Source organism: Nonomuraea sp. NPDC048881, from assembly GCF_040649795.1.
Taxonomy (GTDB): Bacteria; Actinomycetota; Actinomycetes; order Streptosporangiales; family Streptosporangiaceae; genus Nonomuraea.
This window is the reverse complement of sequence record NZ_JBEZGC010000004.1, coordinates 490,149-513,026: the sequence shown is the minus strand read 5'-3', so window position 1 is coordinate 513,026 and position 22,878 is coordinate 490,149. Positions and strand designations below refer to the sequence as shown.

Here is a 22,878-nt window from a genome sequence, read left to right as displayed (position 1 = left end):
ATGGTCTATGACGAAGCGCTCGACAGGTTCGAGCCGGTGCTCGGGCTGGAGACGCACGTCGAGCTCGGCACCAAGTCGAAGATGTTCTGCGGCTGCAAGACCGCCTTCGGCGCCCCGGCCAACACCCAGGTCTGCCCGACCTGCCTGGCGCTGCCCGGCTCGCTGCCCGTGGCCAACGCCATGGCCATCGAGTCGACGATCCGCATCGGCCTGGCGCTGAACTGCTCGATCGCCGAATGGTGCCGCTTCGCCCGGAAGAACTACTTCTATCCGGACATGCCGAAGAACTACCAGATCTCCCAGTACGACGAGCCGCTCTGCTTCGACGGCTACGTCGACGTCGAGGTCAACGGCGAGACCGTGCGCATCGAGATCGAGCGCGTGCACCTGGAGGAGGACACCGGCAAGTCCACCCACGTGGGCGGCGCGACCGGCCGCATCCACGGGGCCGACTACTCGATCGTCGACTACAACCGCGCGGGCATCCCGCTGGTGGAGATCGTCACCAAGCCCATCCCGGGCACCGACCGGCTCGCGCCGGAGGTGGCCAAGGCGTACGTCACCGAGCTGCGCGAGATCATGCGCTCGCTCGGCGTGTCCGACGTGCGCATGGAGGAGGGCTCGCTGCGCTGCGACGTCAACGTCTCGCTCATGCCGCGCGGGTCGTCGGAGTGGGGCACCCGCACCGAGACCAAGAACGTCAACTCGCTGCGCAGCGTCGAGCGGGCGGTGCGCAGCGAGATCGAGCGCCAGGCGGGGGTCCTCGCCGAGGGCGGCAAGATCATCCAGGAGACGCGGCACTTCCACGAGGACACCGGCACCACCACGTCCGGGCGGTCCAAGGAGGAGGCCCAGGACTACCGGTACTTCCCGGAGCCCGACCTGGTGCCGATCGAGCCCGACCCGGCGTGGGTGGCCGAGCTGAAGGCGGCGCTGCCCGAGCTGCCGTCGGTCAAGCGCAAGCGGCTGCAGGCCGAGTGGGGTCTGTCCGACCTCGACATGCAGGCCATGCACAACGCCGACGCGATCGACCTGGTCGAGGCCACGGTCGCGGCCGGCGCCCCGGCGGCCGACGCGCGCAAGTGGTGGATGGGCGAGCTGGCGCGGCGCGCCAACGAGAGCGGCGTCGGGCTGGCCGAGCTGCCCATCACGCCGGCCCAGATCGCCAGGGTCACCGAGCTGGTGGCCTCGGGCGCGCTCAACGACAAGCTCGCCCGGGAGGTGCTCGAAGGCGTGCTGGCCGGTGAGGGCACGCCCGACGAGGTGGTCGAGGCGCGCGGCCTGCAGATCGTCAACGACGAGGGCGAGCTGTCGGCGATCATCGACCAGGTGCTGGCCGACAACGCGGACGCGGCCGAGAAGGTGCGGTCCGGGAAGGTCGCCGCCGCCGGTGCGCTGGTGGGCGGCGTGATGAAGGCCAGCCGCGGCAAGGCCGACGCGGCCCGCGCCCGGCAGCTCATCCTGGAGAAGCTGGGCGTCTCGGAGTAGGTCCGGCACATCCGCGGGGCCCTCGCCGGTCCCGCGGATCCGTTCACAGCGGCGGGGCCCCTGGTGGCCCCGCCGATCCGGACATATCGGCGGGGCCACCGAGGGGCGCGCTCGCGGGCGCAGTGCCTTCCGCGCGTGCAGCCGTCGGAAGGCGGGTCCCAAGAACCACCGGGCGACGTTCCCGGCGGGCGGGCCGGTCAGTCCTCGCGTGACACGGGTGTGACCGCATCGACGCCCCGGCGTGCCATCAGCCGCCGAAACACCGGTGTGAGCAGCGCGAGCAGGGCCAGGGCGAGGAGCACGGCCGCGATCGGGCTGCGTACCAGCACGCTGACGTCGCCCGCGCCGATGGCGAGCGCGCGGCGGAGCTGGATCTCGGCCATCGGCCCGAGGATCATGCCGATCACCGCGGGCGCGACGGGCAGGCCGAAGCGGCGCATGGAGAACCCGAGCAGGCCGAGGACGTACAGGACGAACAGGTCCACGACGGTGCCGTTCAGGGCGTAGACGCCGAGCGCGGCGAACAGCACGATCCCGGCGTACAGGTACGGCCGGGGGATGCGCAGGACGCGGGCCCACAGGGGAGCCAGCGGCAGGTTCAGCACCAGCAGCATCGTGTTGCCGACGAACAGCGAGGCGATCATCGCCCACACCAGGGCCGGGTTGTGGTCGAAGAGCTGCGGGCCGGGCTGCAGGCCGTACTGCTGGAAGGCGGCCAGCAGGATGGCGGCCGTGGCCGACGTGGGCAGGCCCAGCGTGAGCAGCGGCACCAGGGTCCCGGCGGCCGAGGCGTTGTTGGCCGCCTCCGGGCCCGCGACGCCCTCGATGGCGCCCTTGCCGTACTCCTCCTTGGCCACGCCCTTGGCCAGGCGCTTCTCGGCCGCGTACGACAGGAACGTGGGGATCTCCGCGCCCCCGCCGGGCAGCGCGCCGAACGGGAACCCGAGCGCGGTCCCGCGCAGCCACGGCAACCACGAGCGCCGCCAGTCGGCGCGGCCCATCCACGCCCGGCCCACGGGCACCACCTCGGGCGCGGCGTGCCGCAGCCGGGAGGCCACGTAGAGGGCCTCGCCGACCGCGAACAGGCCGACCGCGACGATCACCACGTCGATGCCGTCGAGCAGCTGCGGGACGCCCAGCGTGAGCCGCGCCTGACCAGTCTGCTGGTCGATGCCGATCAGCCCGATCACCAGCCCCAGCCCCAGGGAGGCCAGCCCGCGCACGACCGAGCGGGACAACACCGACGACACGGCGGTGAAGGCCAGGATCGCCAGCGCGAAGTAGTCCTCGGGGCCGAACGAGATCGCGAAGCTCACCACGGCGGGCGCGGCCACCACCAGCAGCGCGGTGGCGATCGTGCCCGCCACGAACGACCCGACGGCCGCCGTGGCCAGGGCCTGCGCCGCCCGTCCGCGCCTGGCCATCTTGTTGCCCTCCAGGGCGGTGATCATGGAGGACGACTCGCCGGGCGTGTTGAGCAGGATGGAGGTGGTCGAGCCGCCGTACATGCCGCCGTAGTAGATGCCGGCGAACATGATGAACGCGCTGGCCGGCGGCACGGTGAAGGTGATCGGCAGCAGCAGCGCCACGGTCATCGCGGGCCCGATGCCGGGCAGCACGCCGACCAGGGTGCCGAGGGTGACGCCGATCAGGGCGTACAGCAGGTTGACGGGGGTGAGAGCGGCGGCGAAGCCGTCCATGAGGAGCTGGAGCGAGCCCATCTCAGATCACCCCGCCGAGCGGGCCGGCCGGCAGCGAGACGCCGAGGCCCTTGACGAACAGCAGGTACGTCGTCACGCCGAGCACCACGGCCACCACGGCGGCCCGCACCTTGTGCTCGGCCCCGAGCACGACCGACAGGCCGAAGAACAGCAGGCTCGCGCCGATGACCCAGCCGAGCACGTCGAGGAGCGCGGCGAAGGCCAGGAAGACGCCGCTGACCAGGCCGACGCTGCGCCAGTCGGTGGGCGCGTCCGCGTCCACGTCCTCGCTCTCCTCAGGGTCGCCGGCGCCGCCGCGCAGCACGTCGATCACGTAGAACAGGCCGATCAGCACCATGGCCGCGCCGACCAGCATGGGGAAGAAGCGCGGCCCGAGGCCGAGCTGGGAGGCCGCGGCCGAGACGTCGAGCGTGCCGACCATCACGAACACGCCCAGCCCGAGCACCACGACCGCCAGCCCGAGTTCGGGCCGCCACCGGCGAGCCATCAGGACACGAGCCCCATTTCGGCGATGATGCCCTTGACCTTGGTCTCCTCGGACTTCAGGTAGTCGGCGAACTGCTGCCCGGTCTGGAAGGAGTCGATCCAGCCGTTCTTGGCGACGGCGTCCTTCCAGGGCTGGGAGTCGTGCATCTTGGTGACCAGGTCGGTGAGGGACTTCTTGGCGGCGTCGTCCAGGCCGCCGGGGGCGACGAAGCCGCGCCAGTTGGCCAGCTCGACGTCCAGGCCGCCCTCCTTCAGCGTCGGCGCGTCGAGACCGGCGACGCGCGAGCCGCTGCTGACGGCCAGCGCCCGCAGCTTGCCGGACTTCACGTGCTCGGCGAACTCGCCGACGCCCGAGATGCCCGCGCTGACCTTGCTGCCCAGCAGCGCGTTGAGCGCCTCGCCGCCGCCGGAGTGGGCGATGTAATTGACCTGCTTGGGGTCCACGCCCGCGGCCTTGGCCATCAGCCCGGCCACGATGTGGTCGGTGCCGCCCGCCGAGCCGCCCGCGACGGAGACCTTCGCCGGGTCGGCCTTCCACGCGGCGACCATGTCGGCCAGCGTCTTGAACGGGGAGTCGGCCGGGACCACGACGATCTCGTACTCCTCGGTCAGCTTGGCGATGGGGGTGGTCTCGGCCAGGGTGACCTTCGACTTGTTCTGCTCGATCGCGCCCACCATGACCAGGCCCATGGTCATCAGCAGGTTGCCGTTGCCCTTCTCGCCGGCGAGCTGGGCCAGGCCGATCGTGCCGCCCGCGCCCGGCACGTTGTAGACCTCGACCTTGCGCTTGGGGTCGGCCGTCTTGAGCGCCTGCTCGGCCGTGCGGGCGGTCTGGTCCCAGCCGCCGCCGGCCGCCGCGGGGGCCATGATCCGCAGAGAGCCGTCGCCGCCGGAGGCGCCGGTCTCGCCGCAGCCGGACAGGGCGGCGACGGAGAGTGCCGCCAGAGCGGCGGCGAATACGCGCAAGCGCATGATCACTCCAAGGGGGGATTCGCACAGTCGTTGGCCTGCGATGGTGATGCCCGTTCCCTGCCCGGTCGAGGCTTTGGGCGGTTGCCGTCATAGTGGTCGTATTGGTCGCGACCTGGCCGTGACCTGGCTTTGTTTCCATGTGGGCGTGCGCAGGGTTACCGACGCCCCCCTCGGCACCCAGTTGTTCGTGCTCCAGATGGTGATCGTGCTGCTCGCCGTCGGCGGCACGGCAGGCGTGTGGGCGGGGCACACCAGGGAGCAGCTCGACGCGCTGCACCAGCAGCGCGCCCTGGCCATCGCCCAGTCGGTGGCCGCCCTTCCGCAGGTGCGCGACGCCTTCAGGCTGGAGAACCCGGAGTCGGTGCTGCAACCGCTGGCGCTCAGCGTCCAGCACGAGACCGGAGCCGACTACGTGGCCATCGCCAACGCCGAGCAGAAGCGCTACGCCCATCCCAACGCCGCCCTGATCGGCAAGCGGCTGTCCACCGACGGCACCGCGGTCCTGCGTACGGGCCGCAGCTGGGTCGGCACCGAGACGGGCACGATCGGCACCACGGTCCGCGGCAAGACCCCCATCCGCGACGAATACGGCAACGTCATCGGCCTGGTGTCGGTCGGCGTGCTCCAGACCACGGTCACCGGCCAGCTCGGCGGCGCGCTGCCGCCGCTGATCTGGACCGCGCTGGCCGTGCTGCTGGCCGGCCTGGCGCTGGCCGCGCTGATCACCGCCCGGGTGCGCAGGCAGACGTTCGGGCTGGAGCCGCGCGAGATCGCCGCGCTGCTGGAGCAGCGCGAGGGCGTGCTGCACGGCGTGAAGGAGGGCGTGCTGGCCCTCGACCTGGCCGGGCGGGTCACGCTGGTCAACGACGCCGCCCGCGACCTGCTCGGCGACCTCGGGACCGACGTGACCCGCATGCCGGTCTCCGAGCGCATGCGCGACGTGCTGACCGGCGCCGACCCGGGCGAGGACCGCGTGGTGCTGCACGGCGAGCGCGTGCTGGTGCTCAACAGGACCCCGGTCGCGGTACGCGGCCGGCACCGCGGCTGGGTCGTCACCCTGCGCGACCGCACCGAGCTGGTCCGCCTGGCCCGCGAGCTGGACGACACCAGCAGCGCGACCGAGGCCCTGCGCGCCCAGGCCCACGAGTTCGCCAACCGCATGCACACCGTCGTCGGCCTGCTGGAGCTCGGCGAGCACGAGGCCGCGATCGGCTTCATCACCCGCACCACGGCCGGCGCGTACGCCACCGGCCTGCGCGAACGCGTCCAGGACCCCACGCTGGCCGCGCTGCTGCTGGCCAAGTCGGCGGAGGCGGCCGAGCGCGGAGCGCGGCTGGTGCTGGCCGAGGACTCCGCCGTGCCGGAGGGCGCGCTCGGCGACCCGCAGGACGCCGTCCTGGTGGTCGGGAACCTGGTCGCCAACGCGATCGACGCGCTCGACGGCGCGGGCGGCACGATCGAGGTCTCGGTCGTGGCCGACGCCGAGGGGCTGCACGTCCGCGTCGGCGACTCAGGGCCCGGCATCACCCCCGAGCTGGTGGAGGAGGTCTTCAGGGAGGGGTTCACGACGAAGGCCGCCCTGTCGGGGCCGCGCGGCCTGGGCCTGGCGCTGACCCGGCAGGCGTGCCTGCGCCGCGGCGGCTGGGTGCGGGTGCGCAACGCCGGCGGCGCCGTCTTCACCGCCCTGCTGCCCGCCGAGGCCCACGCGTGAACGACGTACGGGTCCTGGTGGTGGACGACGACTTCATGGTCGCCCGGATCCACGGCGGCTACGTCTCGCGCGTGCCCGGCTTCGAGGTCGTCGCCGTGGCGCACACCGGGGCCGACGCGCTCGCCGCCGTGGCCGAGCTCCGGCCCGACCTGGTCCTGCTCGACATCTACCTGCCCGACATGTCCGGCCTGGAGGTGCTCAAGGCCATCGACGACGTGGACGTCCTGATGATCAGCGCGGCCCGCGACGTCGCCACGGTCAGGGAGGCCATGCGCGGCGGGGCGGTCAACTACCTGATCAAGCCGTTCACCGCCGCCGCGCTCACCGAACGCCTGCGCCAGTACGCCGACACCCGCAGGCGGCTCACCGCCATCGGCCCCCAGGCCCGCCAGGACGACGTGGACCGGCTGTTCGGCGCGCCCAAGCAGCCCGTCCCGGTGCCCAAGGGCCTGTCGGCGGCCACCTGCGCGCTGGTGGCGCAGGCGCTGCGCGAGGCCGGGCGCGACCTGTCGGCGGCCGAGACGGCCGAGCTCACGGGCCTGTCGAGGGTGAGCGCGCGGCGGTACCTGGAGCACCTGTGCGCGTCCGGCCGGGCCGAGCTCCACCCCAGGTACGGCACCGCCGGACGGCCGGAACATCGCTACCGGTGGCTAGGTTGACACACTTCCGTATTCGTTTCTGGTGACATAGTCGGATACTCGTGCCTTACTGTTGCCTGAGACTTGGCTGCGGACCGGGAGGAGATTGAGGCGTGCGAAACGCCGGACCGATCGAATCACCGACGGACCCGTTCGCCTCGGTGCCGATGCCCACGTCGGGTGTCTCCAAGAAGCCGCGGATCGAAGGATTACCTCCGGGCGTGTCCCGTGACATCTTCGGCCCGCAGGACCAGCAGGAGCCCCGGCCGGCCCCAGGACCGAGCGCGCCCGGCGGCCAGACCGGCGGCGCGCTGCCACCGAAGGCGCCGCCCGCGCAGCCGTGGCCCATGAAGGACAAGGACCCCGCCGGGCCAGCCCCCGTGTTCGGGGGGAGCGGCGACCGGCCGCCCGCCTTCGAGCCGGAGCCCGTCCGCCGGCGTCGCCTGCTGCCCGGGGTGCTGGTGCTGGTGCTCGTCCTGGCCACGCTGGCGTACGTGGTGCCGGCCGTGATGATGTCGGGGGCCGTGCTGCGCGGCACCCGGGTGGGCGGCGTGGAGATCGGCGGCCTGACCGTCACCCAGGCGGCCGACAAGCTGCGCACCGAGCTGGGCCCCAGGCTCAGCCGGCCGGTCACGGTGAACATCAACGGCAAGAAGGACACCGTCCAGCCCGACGAGGCCGGTCTCGAACTCGACGTGGTCGGCACCATCGGGCAGGCCCCCAGCGGCTTCCCCGGCCCGGTCGAGGTCTGGCGCGGCCTGACCGGCACCACCGACGTCCCGCCGAAGATCACCATCGACTCCTCCCAGCTCACCAGGACCGTCGAGGGCCTGGCCGAAGGCGTGGACAAGCAGGCCCGCGAGGGCAGGGTGACCTTCTCGGGGCTGGAGCCCAAGGCCCGCATGCCCGAGGACGGCGTGCTCCTCGACCGCGACGACGCCGTGCGCCGGATCGGCGAGGCGTTCCTGCGCGGCGGCGGCGCCGTGGTGCTCTCCATGCGCCCGGCCAAGTCCGCCACTTCGGCCGAGAGCGTCGAGTCGGCCCTGGCCGCGGCCAGGAAGGCCGTCTCCGCGCCCGTCACGCTGACCCTCGCCGGCAAGCAGGCCCAGCTCACCCCCGCCATGATCGCCGCCCACCTGACCTACGTGCCGGGCGGCGACGGCGCGCTCGTCCCCCAGTTCGACGCGGAGGCCGCGCTCGCGCCGGTGGAGAACAGCCTCGTGGACGCCACCCAGCAGCCGCGCGACGCGACGTACCAGATCGTCGGCGACAAGCCGGTGCTGGTGCCCGCGCGCAAGGGCCGGGGCGTGAACGCCAAGCTGCTGGCCCGCGACGTCGAGAAGCTGCTCGCCTCCGCGGGCCCGCGGACCGTGGAGGTCAAGCTGGGCGTGGTCACCCCGGAGGTCACCACGAGCCAGATCCGCGGCCTCGGCATCAAGGAGAACGTCGGCACGTTCAGCACGTCCTTCGACTGCTGCCCGCCGCGCGTCACCAACATCCGCCGCATGGCCCAGGAACTGGACGGCAGGCTGGTCAAGCCGGGCGAGACGCTCTCGCTCAACGAGGCGACCGGCGAGCGCACGGTCGAGGACGGCTACGTCCGGGCCGGTCAGATCGTCGGCGGCCGGATGGTCGACATCGTCGGCGGCGGCGTCTCCCAGTTCGCCACCACCATGTACAACGCGGCCTTCCTCGGCGGCTTCGACCTGGTCGAGCACGAGCCCATGGACTACTACGCGCCCTCCTACCCGGCCGGGCGCGACGTGGCGCTGCTCTACCCCGACCGCGACCTCAAGTGGCGCAACGACTCCGAGTACGGCGTGCTGATCAAGACCGCCACCACCGCCACGACGGTCAGCGTCACCCTGTGGAGCACCAAGCGGTACGACAAGGTCGAGGCGATCGAGTCCGAGCGGCGCGACTTCAAGCCGTTCGGCCGGGCGACCAGCAGCGAGCCGGGCTGCGTGCCGGCCACCGGCCAGCAGGGCTTCACGATCGACGTCACCCGCGTCTTCCACAAGGACGGCGAGATCGTGAAGAAGGACAAGAAGCTGGTCACCAAGTACCGGCCGCAGACCGCGCTCACCTGCGGCGCGGCCGGCTAGGACGTGGCGACCGCCAGGATGCGGTCGTCGCCCGGACGCGGTGAGCCCCGGCCGTCCTTGTTGCTGGTGCTCACCCACAGGCCGCCGCCGGGCACCGCGGTGACCGCGCGCAGCCTGCCGTAGCGGCCGGTGTAGTGGGCCACGGGCGCGCCCGGCGAGCCGTCCCGGGCCAGCGGCACCTGCCACAGCCGCTGGCCGCGCAGCGTGCCCACCCACAGCGCGCCGTCCGCGTACGCCATGCCGGACGGCGACGCCTCGCCGGTGGACCAGGTGACGATGGGGTTGACGAACCGGGCGTCCTTCCCCTTGCCCTCGACCACCGGCCAGCCGTAGTTGGCGCCCGGCCGGACCAGGTTGATCTCGTCGTAGGTGTCGGCGCCGAACTCGGAGGCGTACAGGCGGCCCGCGGTGTCCCAGGCCAGGCCCTGGACGTTGCGGTGGCCGTAGCTGTAGACGAGCGTGCCGAACGGGTTGCCGGGGGCGGGGGCGCCGTCCACGGTCATGCGCAGGATCTTGCCGCCGAGCGAGTCGCGCCGCTGGGCCAGGCCGCGGTCGCCGGTCTCGCCGGTGGTGGCGTACAGGTAGCCGTCGGGGCCGAAGGCGAGCCGGCCGCCGTTGTGGATGCCGCCCTTGGGGATGCCTTGGACGAGGAGCCGCTCGTCGCCGAGGCCGTCGTCGCCGAGCCGGTAGCGGACGATCCGGTTGTCCTGCTCGGCGGTGTAGTAGAGGAAGACCTGCCGGTCCTTGACCGCCACGCCCAGCAGGCCGCCCTCGCCGCCGGGCCGCGCGTCGCCGATCCGGGCGACCTCGGTGACCTTGCCCGCGGGGGTGACGCGCAGCAGCCTGGCCGTGTCCCGCTCGGTGACCAGGGCGTCCCCGCCGGGCAGGAACGCGATCGCCCACGGCACGGCCAGACCGGTCGCCACGTCCTTGGGAGCGCGGGGCGCCCTGGCCGTCGGAGCCTTGGCCGTCGGGGCCCCGGTCGTCGGGGTGGAGGTCGCCGGGACCGAGGCCGCCGGGTCCTCGGCCGTCGGCGCCTCGCCGCCGGCCGAGCAGGCGGGGAGCGTGGCCAGGAGCACGATCGTCCAGAGCTTCCTCATGTGTTCCATACTTCCCCGCGGGTCGTAAGGTTCTCGGCATGAAGATCTGGGTTCCGTCCGAAGCGGCGGCGGATGTCCTGTCTGACATTCCAGGCGTCGAATGCACTGTCTACGATGGTTCGGCCATGCCGGACGGCATCGAGGACGTCGAGGTCTGGATCCCGCCGCTGGTCGTGGTGCCCGACGTTCCGGGGACGCTGGCGCGGATGCGCTCGCTGCGGCTGGTGCAGACCGTCACCGCGGGGGTGGAGCCGTACCGGCCGCACCTGCCCGAAGGGGCGGTGCTGTGCAACGCCCGCGGCGTGCACGACGCCGGCACCGCCGAGTGGGCGGTCGGCGCGATGATCGCGGTGCTCAGGGAGTTCCCCGGATTCACCGACGCCCAGCGCCGCGGCGAGTGGACCTACCACCACACCGGCGTGCTGGCCGACTCCACCGTGCTCATCGTCGGCCACGGGTCCATCGGCGCGGCGGTCGAGCGGCGGCTGAGCGGCTTCGAGGTCGAGGTCGTCCGGGTGGCCAGGAGCGCGCGCGAGGGCGTGCACGCGATGGAGGAGCTGCCCGCGCTGCTGCCGTCGGCCGACGTCGTGGTCCTGCTCGTGCCCGCCACGCCCGACACCGCCGGCATGGTCGACGCCGCCTTCCTGGCCCGCATGAAGGACGGCGCCGTCCTGGTCAACGCGGCCAGGGGCGGCGTGGTCGACACCGAAGCCCTGATCGCCGAGCTCAAAACCGGTAGGCTACGCGCCGCGCTCGACGTCACCGCGCCCGAGCCGCTGCCGGAGGGCCACCCCCTTTGGAGCGCTCCGGGCGTGCTGATCACGCCGCACATCGCGGGCAGCACCCCCGCCTCCGTGCGGCGTACGCTCCGGCTGATCCGCGAGCAGCTCGGCCGCTACCTCGCAGGTGAAGAGTTGATCAACGTCATTACCGACTCGTATTGAGAGGATCCCGGAACGTGGCTGGTCCGTGACCTTTCGTGCGTACGGTGGCGTCTGCAGGGAGTTCCTGACTCGCTGTCAAGGAACTCTTGGCGGAAATTGGTCTGTGTGGTTATCAGATCGGTGACGACATCGGCGTTGTCACCACCCGCGCATCCGCGACCGCACACACTGGCGATGTGAGCGCCGGGCTTCGGCGGTCACTGGTGCAGGGTTCAAGACAGGATGGGCAACGACTGTGATCCGCTGGCGTGATCCACGGGCGCCGCTGGCCGCCGCAGGGGCGGCCGGAGTGGTGGCGTTCGCCGCCGCGCTCCTCGCGGGCGGGCCGGCCGTGCTGACCGGCGCCGTGGCGGGAGGTGTGGCGGCACTGGTCGCCGCCGCCTCGCTGCTGGTGGCCTCGGTCAGGTCGGCCGAACATCGCTCGATGGCGATGGCCGCGCGCTGGATGGGCGGCGGCGCCGTCGTGTGGCTCGCCGGCGTGGCGCTCCGCGCGGTCGCCACCAGCTTCGTCGTCAGCTTCGCCGACCTGTTCGTCCTGCTCGGCACCGTGATCATCGCGGGCGGCGCGCTGATCGCCGCCGACCGCCGGTTCCCGGCCAAGGTCGTGTTACGGCATCTCACGGACGCGTACCTGTGCGCGGCCTCGCTCTTCCTCATCGGCTGGGTGGTGGCGCTGCGCCACTACTACGAGGACGCGGGCGACGCGCCCACGTTCACGTTCGCCATGGTGCCGCCGATGATCGCGTTGCTCGTCACCTGCGGGGTGATCCCCTCGGTGCTCACCAGCCGGGCCGGTTCCTGGCTGCTCGGCCTGGCCGGGGTGGGCGTGCTGGCCACCATGACCGTCGGCGGCCTGTCGGCCGCCATGGCCCGCCTGGCCGGCGACCCGCCGCCCATGTGGACCGTCATGCTCGTGCCCGTCGCGCTGCTGCTGCTGGCCGCCGTGCCCTGGGGGCCGCGGGCGCGGCCGGTCGGCGGTCCCGTCGTGCGCAACGTGGTCGCGATGATGCCGCTCGCGCTCGTCGCCGTGGCCGCCTGCACGCTGCTCGCCCACCTGGCCGGAGCCCGGGCCGCGCAGCCGGTGACCGGCGTCGTGGTGGTCGCGGTCTCCGTGGTGCTGCTCCTGCTCGTACGCCTGTTCGTGCTCTCGGCGGCGTCCATCCGGCTGCGCGGCCTGGTCTCGCTGGGCGAGCGGCAGCTCAGGGAGCTGGCCGAGAGCACCGGCGACGTGGTGCTGCTGTGCGACTACGAGGGCGTCGTCCACGAGATCGGCGCCGGCGTCGAGGTCACCTACGGCTACCCGCCCGAGGAGCTGGTCGGCGGCTCGATCTTCGACTACATCCACCCCGAGGACGTCCCGGGCATCCAGGCCGCGATGCGCGCCATGACCACCGACGAGGAGGGCGCCGCGCCGGGCGCCTGCTTGATCGCCTGCCGGGTGCGCGCCGCCGACGGCACCTGGCGGCCCACCGAGTCGGTCGCCACCCGCCACATCGGCGGCGACGACCTCATGCTCGTCACCACCCGCGACGTCAGCGACGAGGAGGCCCTGCGCAACCAGGTCGCCCACCTGACCTTCCACGACGGCGTCACCGGGCTGCCCAACCGCGCCTACTTCGAGGAGCGAACCCGCGAGGTGCTGGCCGGCCGCACGTCCGGCAACGTCGCGGTGATCTTCCTCGACCTCGACGGGTTCACCTCGGTCAACGACTCGGTGGGGCACGCCAGCGGCGACTACCTGCTCGGCCAGGCCGCCCGCCGGCTGCGCGGGGCCGTACGCGCCGACGACACGCTGGCCCGGTGGGGCGGCGACGAGTTCGCCGTGCTCGTGGAGACCGGCGGCGACGCCCAGATGGCCGTGGACATGGCCGAGCGCCTGGTGCGCGCGGTCTCCCAGGAGCCGTTCCGGGTCGCCGACCGCGACGTGGCGCTGACCGCGAGCGTGGGCGTGGCCTTCACCGAGGACGGCCTGCCCGCCGGCGACCTCATGCGCAACGCCGATGTGGCGATGGCGCGTTCCAAGGAGCTGGGCGGGCGGCGGGTCGAGGTGTTCGCCGCGCAGATGCACGCCGACGTGGTGCGCCGCCTGGAGCTGGCCGCCGACCTGCAGCGGGCGCTCATCGAGCAGCAGTTCGCCATCGAGTACCAGCCCGTGGTCGACCTGGCCACGTCCCGGGTGACCGCGGTCGAGGCGCTGGTGCGGTGGTGGCGCGGCTCGGTGTTCGTGCCGCCGGAGCAGTTCCTCGGCCCGGCCGAGGACACCGGGCTGATCGTGCCGCTGAGCGAGTGGATCCTGCGCGAGGCGTGCCGCGAGGTGGCGTCCTGGCGGGCCTCGTCCTGGGACATCGGGCTGTCGCTCAACCTGTCGGCCCGGCAGATCACCGCGCCCCGCTTCGTCGAGACCGTCGAGCAGGCGCTGGCCGAGAGCGGCCTGCCCGCCTCCGCGCTCACCCTTGAGGTGATCGAGGAGATGCTCGTCGAGGACGCCGAGGAGACCATCAGGCGCCTGTCGGAGCTGCGCGCGCTGGGCGTGCGGCTGGCGATCGACGACTTCGGCACCGGCTACGCCTCGCTGGCCTTCCTCCGGCAGCTGCCGGTCGACATGATCAAGATCGACCCGTCGTTCGTGTCCGGCCTGGGCAGGGACGACACGCTGACCCTGCTCACCCGCACGATCGTGCGGCTCGGCCACGACCTCGGGCTCACCGTGGTGGCCGAGGGCATCGAACGGCCCGAGCAGCTGGAGCTGTTGCGCGAGATGGGCTGCACCAGAGGGCAGGGTTTCCTGGTGGCGCGTCCCATGGCGGCCCGCGGCGTGGACAGTCTCATGCGGACGAGTCTCACCGTGTGAGACTCGCGTCCCGCCAAGTTGACATCGGGGCGTTCTGAGCGGCTATGGTGTAAGGCATGCTTCGCAGTGAGATTCTCGTAGTACTTCGCCGGCGCGCAGGCCGATAGCGAAGCACTCCGACCTGCGCGCCGCCCCAGTCCCACCCCCGCCGGTGGGAAGGGGCATTTTTTATGTCCTTAAGTGAGTAGCCACGCAAGGAACGAGCCGATGACCGAACGGATGACAGGTGCACAGGCCCTGGTGAGGGCGCTGGAGCACGTGGGAGTCGACACCGTGTTCGGGATCCCGGGCGGCGCGATTCTGCCCGCCTACGATCCCCTTTACGACTCGACCAAGGTCCGGCACGTGCTTGTACGGCACGAGCAGGGCGCCGGCCACGCGGCCGAGGGTTACGCGCAGGCCACCGGCAAGGTCGGGGTCTGCATGGCGACCAGCGGCCCCGGGGCCACCAACCTGGTGACGCCGATCGCCGACGCCTTCATGGACTCGGTGCCGATCGTGGCGATCACCGGCCAGGTCGCCGCCCCGATGATCGGCACGGACGCTTTCCAGGAAGCCGACATCTCCGGCATCACCATGCCGATCACGAAGCACAACTTCCTGATCACCGATCCCGCGGACATCCCGCGCACGATCATGGAGGCCTTCCACATCGCCTCGACCGGCCGTCCGGGGCCGGTGCTGGTGGACATCTCCAAGGACGCGTTGCAGGCCCAGACCACCTTCAGCTGGCCGCCTGTCATGCAGCTGCCGGGCTACCGCCCGGTCACCAGGCCGCACTCCAAGCAGATCCGCGAGGCCGCCAAGCTGATCGCCGAGTCCCAGCGGCCGGTTCTGTACGTCGGCGGCGGCGTGCACAAGGCCGGCGCGTCGGCCGAGCTGCTGCAGCTCGCCGAGCTGACCGGCATCCCGGTCGTCACCACCCTGATGGCCCGTGGCACGTTCCCGGACAGCCACCCCCAGCACATGGGCATGCCGGGCATGCACGGTAGCGTCTCGGCCGTGGGCGCGCTGCAGAGATCCGACCTGATCATCGGGCTGGGCGTGCGCTTCGACGACCGCGTGACCGGCAACCTGGCCTCGTTCGCGCCGCAGGCCAAGGTCGTGCACGCCGACATCGACCCCGCCGAGATCTCCAAGAACCGGCACGCCGACGTGCCCATCGTGGGCGACTGCAAGGAGGTCATCAGCGACCTCGTCGGCGCGATCCAGGCCTCCGGCCAGAAGGGCGACTACACCGACTGGTGGACCGTCCTGAACGGCTACAAGGAGACCTACCCGCTGGGCTACGAGACCTTCGAGGACGGCACGCTGGCCCCCCAGTACGTGATGGAGCGGCTGAGCGCCATCGCCGGGCCCGACGCCTACTACGTCTCCGGGGTCGGCCAGCACCAGATGTGGGCCGCGCAGTTCATCGACTACGAGAACCCCGGGACGTTCATCAACTCCGGCGGCCTCGGCACGATGGGCTTCGCCGTCCCGGCCGCCATGGGCGCGAAGATGGGCCGGCCGGAGGCCACGGTGTGGGCCATCGACGGCGACGGCTGCTTCCAGATGACCAACCAGGAGCTGGCCACCTGCGCCCTGGAGGGCGTGCCGGTCAAGATCGCCGTCATCAACAACGGCAACCTCGGCATGGTCCGCCAGTGGCAGACGCTCTTCTACGAGGAGCGGTACTCCAACACCAACCTGCAGACCGCGCGTCGCATCCCCGACTTCGTCAAGCTGGCGGAGGCCTATGGTTGTGTGGGCCTCAGGTGCGAGCGCGCCGAGGACGTCGACGCGACCATCAGGAAGGCCATGGAGATCAACGACGTGCCGGTCGTGATCGACTTCGTCGTCCACCAGGACGCCATGGTCTGGCCCATGGTCGCGGCCGGCACCAGCAACGACGACATCAAGATCGCCCGTGACATGGCGCCGAAGTGGGAGAACGAGGATGAGTAGACACACGCTGTCCGTGCTTGTCGAGAACAAGCCGGGTGTTCTCGCTCGGGTCTCCGCGCTGTTCAGCAGGCGGGGGTTCAACATCGACTCGCTCGCCGTCGGGCCCACCGAGCACGACGACATCTCGCGCATCACGATCGTGGTGAGCGTGGAGGAGCTGCCCCTCGAACAGGTCACCAAGCAGCTCAACAAGCTGGTCAACGTCCTGAAGATCGTCGAACTGGACCCGTCACAGTCGGTCCAGCGCGAACTCATGCTGATCAAGGTCAAGGCGGACGCCGAGAACCGGTCGCACGTCCTCGAACTCGTCAACCTCTTCCGTGCCCGCTGCGTGGACGTCGCGGCCGACGCGGTGACCATAGAGGTCACCGGCACTCCCGACAAGCTTGAGGCCTTCGTCAAGGTCCTTGAGCCGTTCGGGATCAAAGAACTCGTTCAGTCGGGCATGGTGGCCATCGGCCGCGGCGCCCGTTCCATCACAGACCGGTCCCTCAGGGCACTGGACCGTACCGCCTGAAAGGTTTTATTCAAGTGACCGAGATCTACTACGACGACCAGGCCGACCTGTCGATCATCCAGGGGCGTCACGTGGCCGTGCTGGGGTACGGCAGCCAGGGCCACGCCCACGCGCTCTCCCTGCGTGACTCCGGCGTCGACGTGCGCGTCGGTCTTCCCGAGGGCTCCAAGAGCCGCGAGAAGGCGGAGAACGACGGGCTGCGGGTCGTCACCCCGGCCGAGGCGGTGGAGGAGGCCAACCTCACCATGATCCTCGCGCCGGACCACATCCAGCGCCACCTGTACGCCGAGCACGTCGCCCCCAACCTCGTCGAGGGCGACGCGCTCTTCTTCGGCCACGGCCTCAACATCCGCTACGGCCTCATCGAGGCGCCCGAGGGCGTCGACGTCTGCATGGTCGCCCCGAAGGGCCCGGGCCACCTGGTCCGCCGCCAGTTCGAGGCCGGCCGCGGCGTCCCGTGTCTCGTCGCGGTCGAGAAGGACGCCTCCGGCAAGGCCCTCGACCTGGCGCTGTCGTACGCCAAGGGCATCGGCGGCACCCGCGCCGGCGCGCTGCGCACCACCTTCACCGAGGAGACCGAGACCGACCTGTTCGGCGAGCAGGCCGTGCTGTGCGGCGGCGTCTCCGAGCTGATCAAGGCGGGCTTCGAGACCCTCATCGAGGCCGGCTACCAGCCCGAGGTCGCCTACTTCGAGTGCCTCCACGAGATGAAGCTCATCGTCGACCTCATGTACGAGGGCGGCATCTCCAAGATGTACTGGTCGGTCTCCGACACCGCCGAGTACGGCGGCTACACCCGCGGCCCGCGCGTCATCACCGACGAGACCCGTCAGGAGATGCGCCGCATCCTCGGCGAGATCCAGGACGGCACCTTCGCCCGGCAGCTCGTCGAGGAGTTCGACGGCGGTCAGAAGGAGTTCACGCGTCACCGCGAGGAGCTGGCCGAGAACCCGATCGAGAAGACGGGCGCGAAGCTGCGTCCGATGATGAGCTGGCTGAAGGGCTGACCTTTCGCCGTACGTCGCCCGCCCGCTGCACGGTCAGCGGGCGGGCGATGCTTTTCGCCCGTTCACGGGGGTTCTCCGGCGAGGCGATGGCATGATGCCGGGATGCCTTTCGATCACAACGATCACTACCACCCGGCGATGGCACGGCTCGTGCCCGAGGGGGCCCGGACGGCGCTCGACGTCGGCTGCGGCACCGGGCGGTTCGCGCGGCGGCTGGCGGGCCTCGGGATCGAGGTCGACGCGGTGGACCCGGCGCCCGAGGTGATCGAGGCCGCCTCGTCGGCGCCGGTGGGCGGGGTGCGGTTCCTGTGCGCCGACGTCACGCGCATGGAGCTGCCCGCGGGGCGCTACGACTACATCTCCTGCCTGGCCAGCCTGCACCACATGCCGTTCGGGACCGTGGCCGCCTTCCGGGACGCGCTGGCGCCCGGCGGGGTGCTGGCCGTCCTCGGGTGCTACGCGGAGCGGACGGCCGCCGACTTCGCGTGGAGCCTGGCCGCCATACCGGTGAACGCGGCGGCCCGGGTGGTGGTGGCGGCGGGGGAGCGCGTGGGCGGGGCGCGTGCCGGGTCCGTGCCCGCGCCGGTGCGGCCGCCGGACATGTCCTTCGCGGAGGTACGGCGGGAAGCGGCGTCCCTGCTGCCCGGCTTCTCCCTGCGCCGGCTGCTCTTCTGGCGCTACCTCCTGACCTACCACAAACCCGCCACGTAGGGTCATCCGGTCTGACCCACCGCGAACCCGCCCCCTCGGGGCTACCGGTCTGACCTGCCGCAACCTGCCGCCTCGGGACTTCCGGGCTTTGCTCGTTGCAGAGGGTGCCGCCTGGGGATTCCGGGCTGACCTGCCGCAAGGCGCCCGCTTTCCCGCTACAGGGCTGACCGGCCGCGTGGGTGCGGTTTTGCGCGGTGGGTCGCGGTGAGGGCCCAGGCGGCGGTGGCCGCCGCGACCGTGGCCGGGGCGATGAACGGGGTGACGGCGGCGTGCACGCGCAGCGCCGAGGCCGCGACGACGGCGCCCGAGACCACGCAGAGCACCACACCCAGCGGGCGCAGCACCCCCGATCGCGGGCCGACCGCCCGGCCCGCCAGGCTGGTCAGCGTGCCCGTGACGTAGGTTGTGGACAGCCCGGGGCCGCCCGCCCAGCGCGTGACCGCGCTCTGCAGGCCCATCGCCGTCCCCGAGGCGGCGATCAGCGCCGGATGCGGCAGCACGCGGGCCGCCCATCCGGCCGCAACCACCACCAGCAGCGCCAGCTCCGCGAGCAGCACCACCAGCGGCCGCACGGGCACCCCGACAGGCACCCCCACCGGCCCCTGGACCTGCACCTCCACGCGTTCCCGGTCCAGCCGCTCCGGTTCCCTGCCCCGGGCCGCCGCGGCCTCCTGAGCCTGCCCCTCCGCCGGTTCCCCGTCCGGCGCCGTCGCGGGCTGCTGGGCCTGTGCTTCCGTCGGGGCGCGGGTGGGTGGGGTGGTGGTCCGCGGGGGCGGGGGAGCGCGTCCTGCGGGGGTGGCGCCGCCCAGCAGGGTGAAGCCGATCGCCAAACCCAGGCAGAACGTGGTCAGGGCGATTCCCGAGCGGATGACGTGCGAGGTGTCGCCGGTGCCGAGCGCCAGGCCGAGCAGGACGACGTTGCCGGTCATGTTCGCGGTGAACACCTGTCCGAGCGCGAGAAAGCTCAGCGCGTCGACGGCCCCTGCCGCGAGCGCCAGAGCGAGCATGGAGAACCGTCCGAAACGCATACTCTGAGCACTATAACGATTACTCTGGGTGATTGGTCAACGGGGTGGCGGGACGGCTGCGAGCTTCCGGGAAGCGTGATAATAATACCGGTATAGTTATCGCGCCGAGGGCTGGGAGGCCGCTGTGATCACGCTCAAGACCGCCGGGGAGATCGACGCCATGCGGGAGGCGGGCCGTGTCGTGGCCAACGTGCACGCCGCCGTCAAGGAGCGGGCCGCCGCCGGGGTGTCGCTGCTGCAGCTCGACGAGGTGGCCCGCGAGGTCATGCACGAGGCCGGGGCGCGGTCGTCGTTCCTCGGCTACCACCCGTCGTTCGGGGCCATGCCGTACCCGGGGGTGGTGTGCACGTCCGTGAACGGGGTCATGCTGCACGGGTTGCCCACGCCGTACCGGCTGCGCGAGGGCGACCTGCTGAGCGTGGACTTCGGCGCGCACATCGACGGCTGGCACGCCGACGGCGCGGTCACCTTCACCGTCGGGCCCGGCCGCGCCGAGGACCTCAAGCTCATCCGGGTGGCCGAGGAGACGCTGGCGGCGGGCATCGCGGCCGCCGTGCCGGGCGGCCGGATGGGCGACATCGGGCACGCGATGTCGCTGGTCGGCCGCGGCGCCGGCTATGGCATGCAGAACGACTTCGGCGGCCACGGCATCGGCCGGGCCATGCACGAGTCGCCGTTCGTGCCCAACGAGGCCCGCCCCGGACGCGGCCTGCGGCTGCGCCCCGGACTGGTGATCGCGATCGAGCCGAGCCTGATGGCGGGCGGCGACGACGAGTACGTCATGGCCGAGGACGGGTGGTCGGTGTGCTCCGGCGACGGCAGCAGGAGTGCCCACGTCGAGCACACGGTGGCCATCACCGCGGACGGCCCGGTGGTTCTCACCCTCCCTTGACGCCTCCTGTCAGCGCGTGGTCACGACCGGCCCGGATATTCCTCTGCCGCGTACACCGATCGGTCAAGAAGGGTGAGCTGTGTCACCCCTTCCCCCAAGCCGCGTATTTGCGCAGGTAAAGACAGAAATAGCGGCGTTTGTTGAAAGAGGGCCTAGGGCAAATCTCCTCCCGATAGCTACGGAGAGTAGTCGATAGGTATCAAGGAGAATCGATATGTTCAGACAAGGGCTCATCCTGGCCGGGCTCGTCGGCGGGATGGTCATGGTCGGCGGCTCCGCTCTAGCGGCGACCCCTCACATGGCCTTCGTCCCTCACTCCGACGAGGACCCGGGCCGGGTTCTCTTCGTCTGCGGTGACGAGAACATCTTCGCCCGTGGCGAGGTCGACAACAGCACCAGCGGCGTGCTCGTCCTCGAGACCGGCGACATCCTGAGCCAGATCCTCGGCATCAAGAGCAAAGACACGAAGTGCGCCGTCAGCTGAAGTAATTCCTCAGCGGCTGAACTGCACGACTAAGGGGCCTGTCCATCGGGGCAGGCCCCTTAGTCGTGCCCTTTTCGGGTCCCGGTGCGGAAAGCGAAGGTTCGGGCCGCGCTCTGCCGGAGGGGGCGGGCCCGGCCGCGGTCCGGTGTGCGGGGGGACGTGCGGCGCGGGCCCGCCGGGAGGGGAGCGTGCCGGGCATGCGGTGGGACGACCGGCTTGGGGGTGGGGGCCGGCGACGGCCCGGCGCTCCCGGGGTCAGGGGTTCGCCACGGTGTTGAATCCGCATTCTGGCGCGCCCATGTCGGCTATGTAGTGAAAATGCGGACTATATCTGGAGCTCCAGGTGATCGGATCGTGATGACCATCCTGTCGAGCCGGGTGAACCGCGGCGGCCCACCGGGCATCCGGAGGCCGCCGCTCGTCGAAGGGTCAGCGCTGCTTGTCCTCCCCGCGTCCGGGCGCAGCCGCCGGTCGAAGGGTCAGCGCCGCCGGTCGGAGGGTCAGCGCCGCCGGTCCGCCCCCCGCAGGGAGGTCGCCGGGGACGTTCACCGGTTCGTCAGCACTGGGCCGGCTTCAGCCACGAGCACTCCAGGTCGCCCGCCGTGCCCTGGTCGGCGGCCTTGAGCTGGGCGGTGACGTCGGTCGCCGTCGCCCGCGAGAACTGCGCGAGCCGTACGGCGATCTTGTCCTCGATGTCCTTCGGCGAGCCGGACAGGTACTGGTTCAGCATGATCGAGAAGATCAGCGGCTCGCCCTCGGCGCTGGTCACGTAGCCGGACAGCGAGGTCACGCCGGTCAGCGAGCCCGTCTTGGCGTGCACGTTGTTCGCCGCGGGGGTGTTCCGCATCCGGCTGCGCAGCGTGCCGCCGGTGAGACGGTCGGCGTTGCCGGCGATGGGCAGGGCCTCGTACCAGGTGCTGAACCACGGCTTGGTCCGTACGGCGGTCAGGAGCTGGACGATCGAGCCCGGCGAGAAGCCGTCGCGGCGCGACAGGCCCGAGCCGTCCCGCATGTTGATCACCTGGACGCCGTTGGCCTTCGCGAAGTCCGTGGCGACCTTCAGTCCGGCCGACCAGGTGCCCTGGTTCGCGGCCTTGCGGCCCATGGCCTTGGTGAGGATCTCGGCGTGCATGTTGTTGCTCAGCTTCAGGAACGGCACCAGCAGCTCGCTCAGAGGCATCGAGTCGTGCCTGGCCAGCTCGGCCGCCCCGGCGGGAGCCGCGCCCGTCGCCGTCGGGCCGAGCACCCGTACGCCGTGCGCGGCCAGCGCCTTGCGGAACAGCGAGGACACGTAGGCCGTGGGGTCGTCCACCGCGACCCACTCCTGGTACGGGTCGGCGACCGTGCCGGTGATCACGACCGTCCGCGTGCCGTGCTGCCGCTCGATGAGGACGTCGGTCTCGGCGCCCACGGTGGCCTTGTTGACGATCTTCAGGTAGTCGGTCGCCGGGGTCGTCGAGACCTTGACCTGTCCCCCGTCCGCCTCGACCGAGACGATCACCGAACCGGCGTCGTAGTCGCGGTCGGGGGAGGCGGTCAGCGCGGAGATCGGCGCCGCGTAGTAGGCGGTCTCGTCGTCCCAGGCCCAGTCGGTGCCGAGCCGCTGGCCGTCGAACCAGGTGTCGTCGGCGATCAGCTTGCCCGTGACGACCTTGACGCCGGCCGCCGCGACCTTGGCCGCCAGCGCGTCGTAGTCCTCGGCGAGCATGGTCGGGTCGCCGGTGCCGCGCAGCACGAGGTCGCCGGTGAGCACAGAGCCGACCTTGCGGCCGGCGTTCAGCACGGTGGTCGGGAAGCGGTAGTCCAGGCCGAGCGTCTCCACCGCCGCCGCCGAGGTGAACAGCTTGGTGTTGGACGCCGGGGTCAGCAGCTTGCCGGCGTCGGTGGCGTAGAGCTGCTCGCCGTTCGCGGCGCTCTTCACGACGACGCCCGCCCTGGCGATCGTGAGCCGGGAGTCGCCGAGGATCTGGTTGATGTCCTGGGTCAGGTCGGCCACGCCGGGCGAGGGGTCGAGGGCGACCGCCGGTGTGGAGGGGCCGGACGCCCACGCGAGTGCCGCGACGAGCGTGCCCGCGAGGAGGGAGGCTGAGGTGCGCCGCATGTGGTCTCCAAGGGACTGGGGGATCGCATGTGAGCATGAATCAGCGCAGTCGCCGTGTAATCCGCAAATATCCGTATTTCTGAAGCCGGCTCGGCGCCCCAGCGCCTATCGGCGCGTAACTCCATCGGCCCGGCGCGAGAGCGCGTCCGGGGCGGAGGCAGGGAGGGCGCGTGAC

Annotated in this window: 18 protein-coding genes; 12 read left to right on the top strand and 6 right to left on the bottom strand. The window is 71.6% G+C overall.

The window, feature by feature from the left end; all coding sequences use genetic code 11:
• Nucleotides 1-1,488 carry an Asp-tRNA(Asn)/Glu-tRNA(Gln) amidotransferase subunit GatB gene (gatB, locus tag AB0C33_RS17530; RefSeq protein ID WP_358289067.1) on the top strand — a complete coding sequence of 496 codons (1,488 nt, stop codon included), beginning with the start codon at nucleotides 1-3 and terminating at the stop codon, nucleotides 1,486-1,488.
• A gap of 197 nt (nucleotides 1,489-1,685) precedes the next feature.
• On the opposite strand, the gene AB0C33_RS17525 is transcribed toward gatB, so the two are convergent.
• From AB0C33_RS17525 to AB0C33_RS17515, 3 genes are read right to left on the bottom strand one after another with little or no spacing between them, the layout of a single operon-like run.
• Nucleotides 1,686-3,209, bottom strand: a complete 1,524-nt coding sequence (locus tag AB0C33_RS17525) for a tripartite tricarboxylate transporter permease (protein WP_358288675.1) — start codon at nucleotides 3,207-3,209, stop codon at nucleotides 1,686-1,688.
• Between the two features lies 1 nt (nucleotide 3,210).
• A complete protein-coding gene (locus AB0C33_RS17520; RefSeq protein WP_352352222.1) occupies nucleotides 3,211-3,696 on the bottom strand; it encodes a tripartite tricarboxylate transporter TctB family protein in 486 nt (161 codons plus the stop codon).
• Nucleotides 3,696-4,667, bottom strand: a complete 972-nt coding sequence (locus AB0C33_RS17515) for a tripartite tricarboxylate transporter substrate binding protein (protein WP_357973258.1) — start codon at nucleotides 4,665-4,667, stop codon at nucleotides 3,696-3,698. The genes AB0C33_RS17520 and AB0C33_RS17515 overlap by 1 nt, the downstream gene beginning before the upstream one ends.
• A gap of 145 nt (nucleotides 4,668-4,812) precedes the next feature.
• Here AB0C33_RS17515 and AB0C33_RS17510 point away from each other — a divergent pair, with 145 nt between their 5' ends.
• The 3 genes from AB0C33_RS17510 (at nucleotide 4,813) to AB0C33_RS17500 (ending at nucleotide 9,121) form a co-directional block, all read left to right on the top strand.
• On the top strand, nucleotides 4,813-6,378 hold the full coding sequence (locus AB0C33_RS17510; protein WP_358288672.1) for a sensor histidine kinase: 1,566 nt from the start codon (nucleotides 4,813-4,815) through the stop codon (nucleotides 6,376-6,378).
• On the top strand, nucleotides 6,375-7,037 hold the full coding sequence (locus AB0C33_RS17505; RefSeq protein ID WP_358288670.1) for a response regulator: 663 nt from the start codon (nucleotides 6,375-6,377) through the stop codon (nucleotides 7,035-7,037). The genes AB0C33_RS17510 and AB0C33_RS17505 overlap by 4 nt, the downstream gene beginning before the upstream one ends.
• A 200-nt stretch (nucleotides 7,038-7,237) precedes the next feature.
• Entirely contained in the window at nucleotides 7,238-9,121 is a 1,884-nt protein-coding gene (locus AB0C33_RS17500; RefSeq protein WP_358288667.1) for a VanW family protein, read from the top strand.
• Here AB0C33_RS17500 and AB0C33_RS17495 read toward each other — a convergent pair.
• Entirely contained in the window at nucleotides 9,118-10,221 is a 1,104-nt protein-coding gene (locus tag AB0C33_RS17495; protein ID WP_358288664.1) for a PQQ-dependent sugar dehydrogenase, read from the bottom strand. The two genes, AB0C33_RS17500 and AB0C33_RS17495, sit on opposite strands and share 4 nt — an antisense overlap.
• Before the next feature lie 125 nt (nucleotides 10,222-10,346).
• Here AB0C33_RS17495 and AB0C33_RS17490 point away from each other — a divergent pair, with 125 nt between their 5' ends.
• The 6 genes from AB0C33_RS17490 (at nucleotide 10,347) to AB0C33_RS17465 (ending at nucleotide 18,198) form a co-directional block, all read left to right on the top strand.
• Complete coding sequence (locus AB0C33_RS17490) at nucleotides 10,347-11,165, top strand: 2-hydroxyacid dehydrogenase (RefSeq protein WP_358288661.1); 819 nt, start codon at nucleotides 10,347-10,349, stop codon at nucleotides 11,163-11,165.
• A gap of 235 nt (nucleotides 11,166-11,400) precedes the next feature.
• Nucleotides 11,401-14,016, top strand: coding sequence for a sensor domain-containing phosphodiesterase (locus AB0C33_RS17485; RefSeq protein ID WP_358288659.1), 2,616 nt, complete (start codon nucleotides 11,401-11,403; stop codon nucleotides 14,014-14,016).
• 207 nt (nucleotides 14,017-14,223) lie between these two features.
• Nucleotides 14,224-15,963: an acetolactate synthase large subunit gene (locus tag AB0C33_RS17480; RefSeq protein ID WP_358288656.1), complete on the top strand. Its 1,740-nt coding sequence runs from the start codon at nucleotides 14,224-14,226 to the stop codon at nucleotides 15,961-15,963.
• A complete protein-coding gene (gene ilvN / locus AB0C33_RS17475; RefSeq protein ID WP_352318972.1) occupies nucleotides 15,956-16,480 on the top strand; it encodes an acetolactate synthase small subunit in 525 nt (174 codons plus the stop codon). Before AB0C33_RS17480 ends, ilvN begins: the two co-directional genes overlap by 8 nt.
• A 23-nt stretch (nucleotides 16,481-16,503) precedes the next feature.
• A complete protein-coding gene (gene ilvC / locus AB0C33_RS17470) occupies nucleotides 16,504-17,487 on the top strand; it encodes a ketol-acid reductoisomerase (protein WP_352319077.1) in 984 nt (327 codons plus the stop codon).
• 102 nt (nucleotides 17,488-17,589) lie between these two features.
• On the top strand, nucleotides 17,590-18,198 hold the full coding sequence (locus AB0C33_RS17465; protein ID WP_358288652.1) for a class I SAM-dependent methyltransferase: 609 nt from the start codon (nucleotides 17,590-17,592) through the stop codon (nucleotides 18,196-18,198).
• Nucleotides 18,199-18,353: 155 nt separating this feature from the next.
• On the opposite strand, the gene AB0C33_RS17460 is transcribed toward AB0C33_RS17465, so the two are convergent.
• Nucleotides 18,354-19,226 (bottom strand): YoaK family protein, encoded by an 873-nt coding sequence (locus AB0C33_RS17460; RefSeq protein ID WP_358288649.1) that lies wholly within the window; start codon nucleotides 19,224-19,226, stop codon nucleotides 18,354-18,356.
• Between the two features lie 124 nt (nucleotides 19,227-19,350).
• Here AB0C33_RS17460 and map point away from each other — a divergent pair, with 124 nt between their 5' ends.
• Together map and AB0C33_RS17450 are read left to right on the top strand one after the other, a co-directional pair.
• Nucleotides 19,351-20,118 carry a type I methionyl aminopeptidase gene (gene map / locus AB0C33_RS17455; protein ID WP_358288646.1) on the top strand — a complete coding sequence of 256 codons (768 nt, stop codon included), beginning with the start codon at nucleotides 19,351-19,353 and terminating at the stop codon, nucleotides 20,116-20,118.
• Between the two features lie 214 nt (nucleotides 20,119-20,332).
• Complete coding sequence (locus AB0C33_RS17450) at nucleotides 20,333-20,602, top strand: hypothetical protein (RefSeq protein WP_352318980.1); 270 nt, start codon at nucleotides 20,333-20,335, stop codon at nucleotides 20,600-20,602.
• Nucleotides 20,603-21,158: 556 nt separating this feature from the next.
• On the opposite strand, the gene dacB is transcribed toward AB0C33_RS17450, so the two are convergent.
• On the bottom strand, nucleotides 21,159-22,703 hold the full coding sequence (gene dacB, locus AB0C33_RS17445; protein ID WP_358288643.1) for a D-alanyl-D-alanine carboxypeptidase/D-alanyl-D-alanine-endopeptidase: 1,545 nt from the start codon (nucleotides 22,701-22,703) through the stop codon (nucleotides 21,159-21,161).
• Between the last annotated feature and the right edge of the window lie 175 nt (nucleotides 22,704-22,878).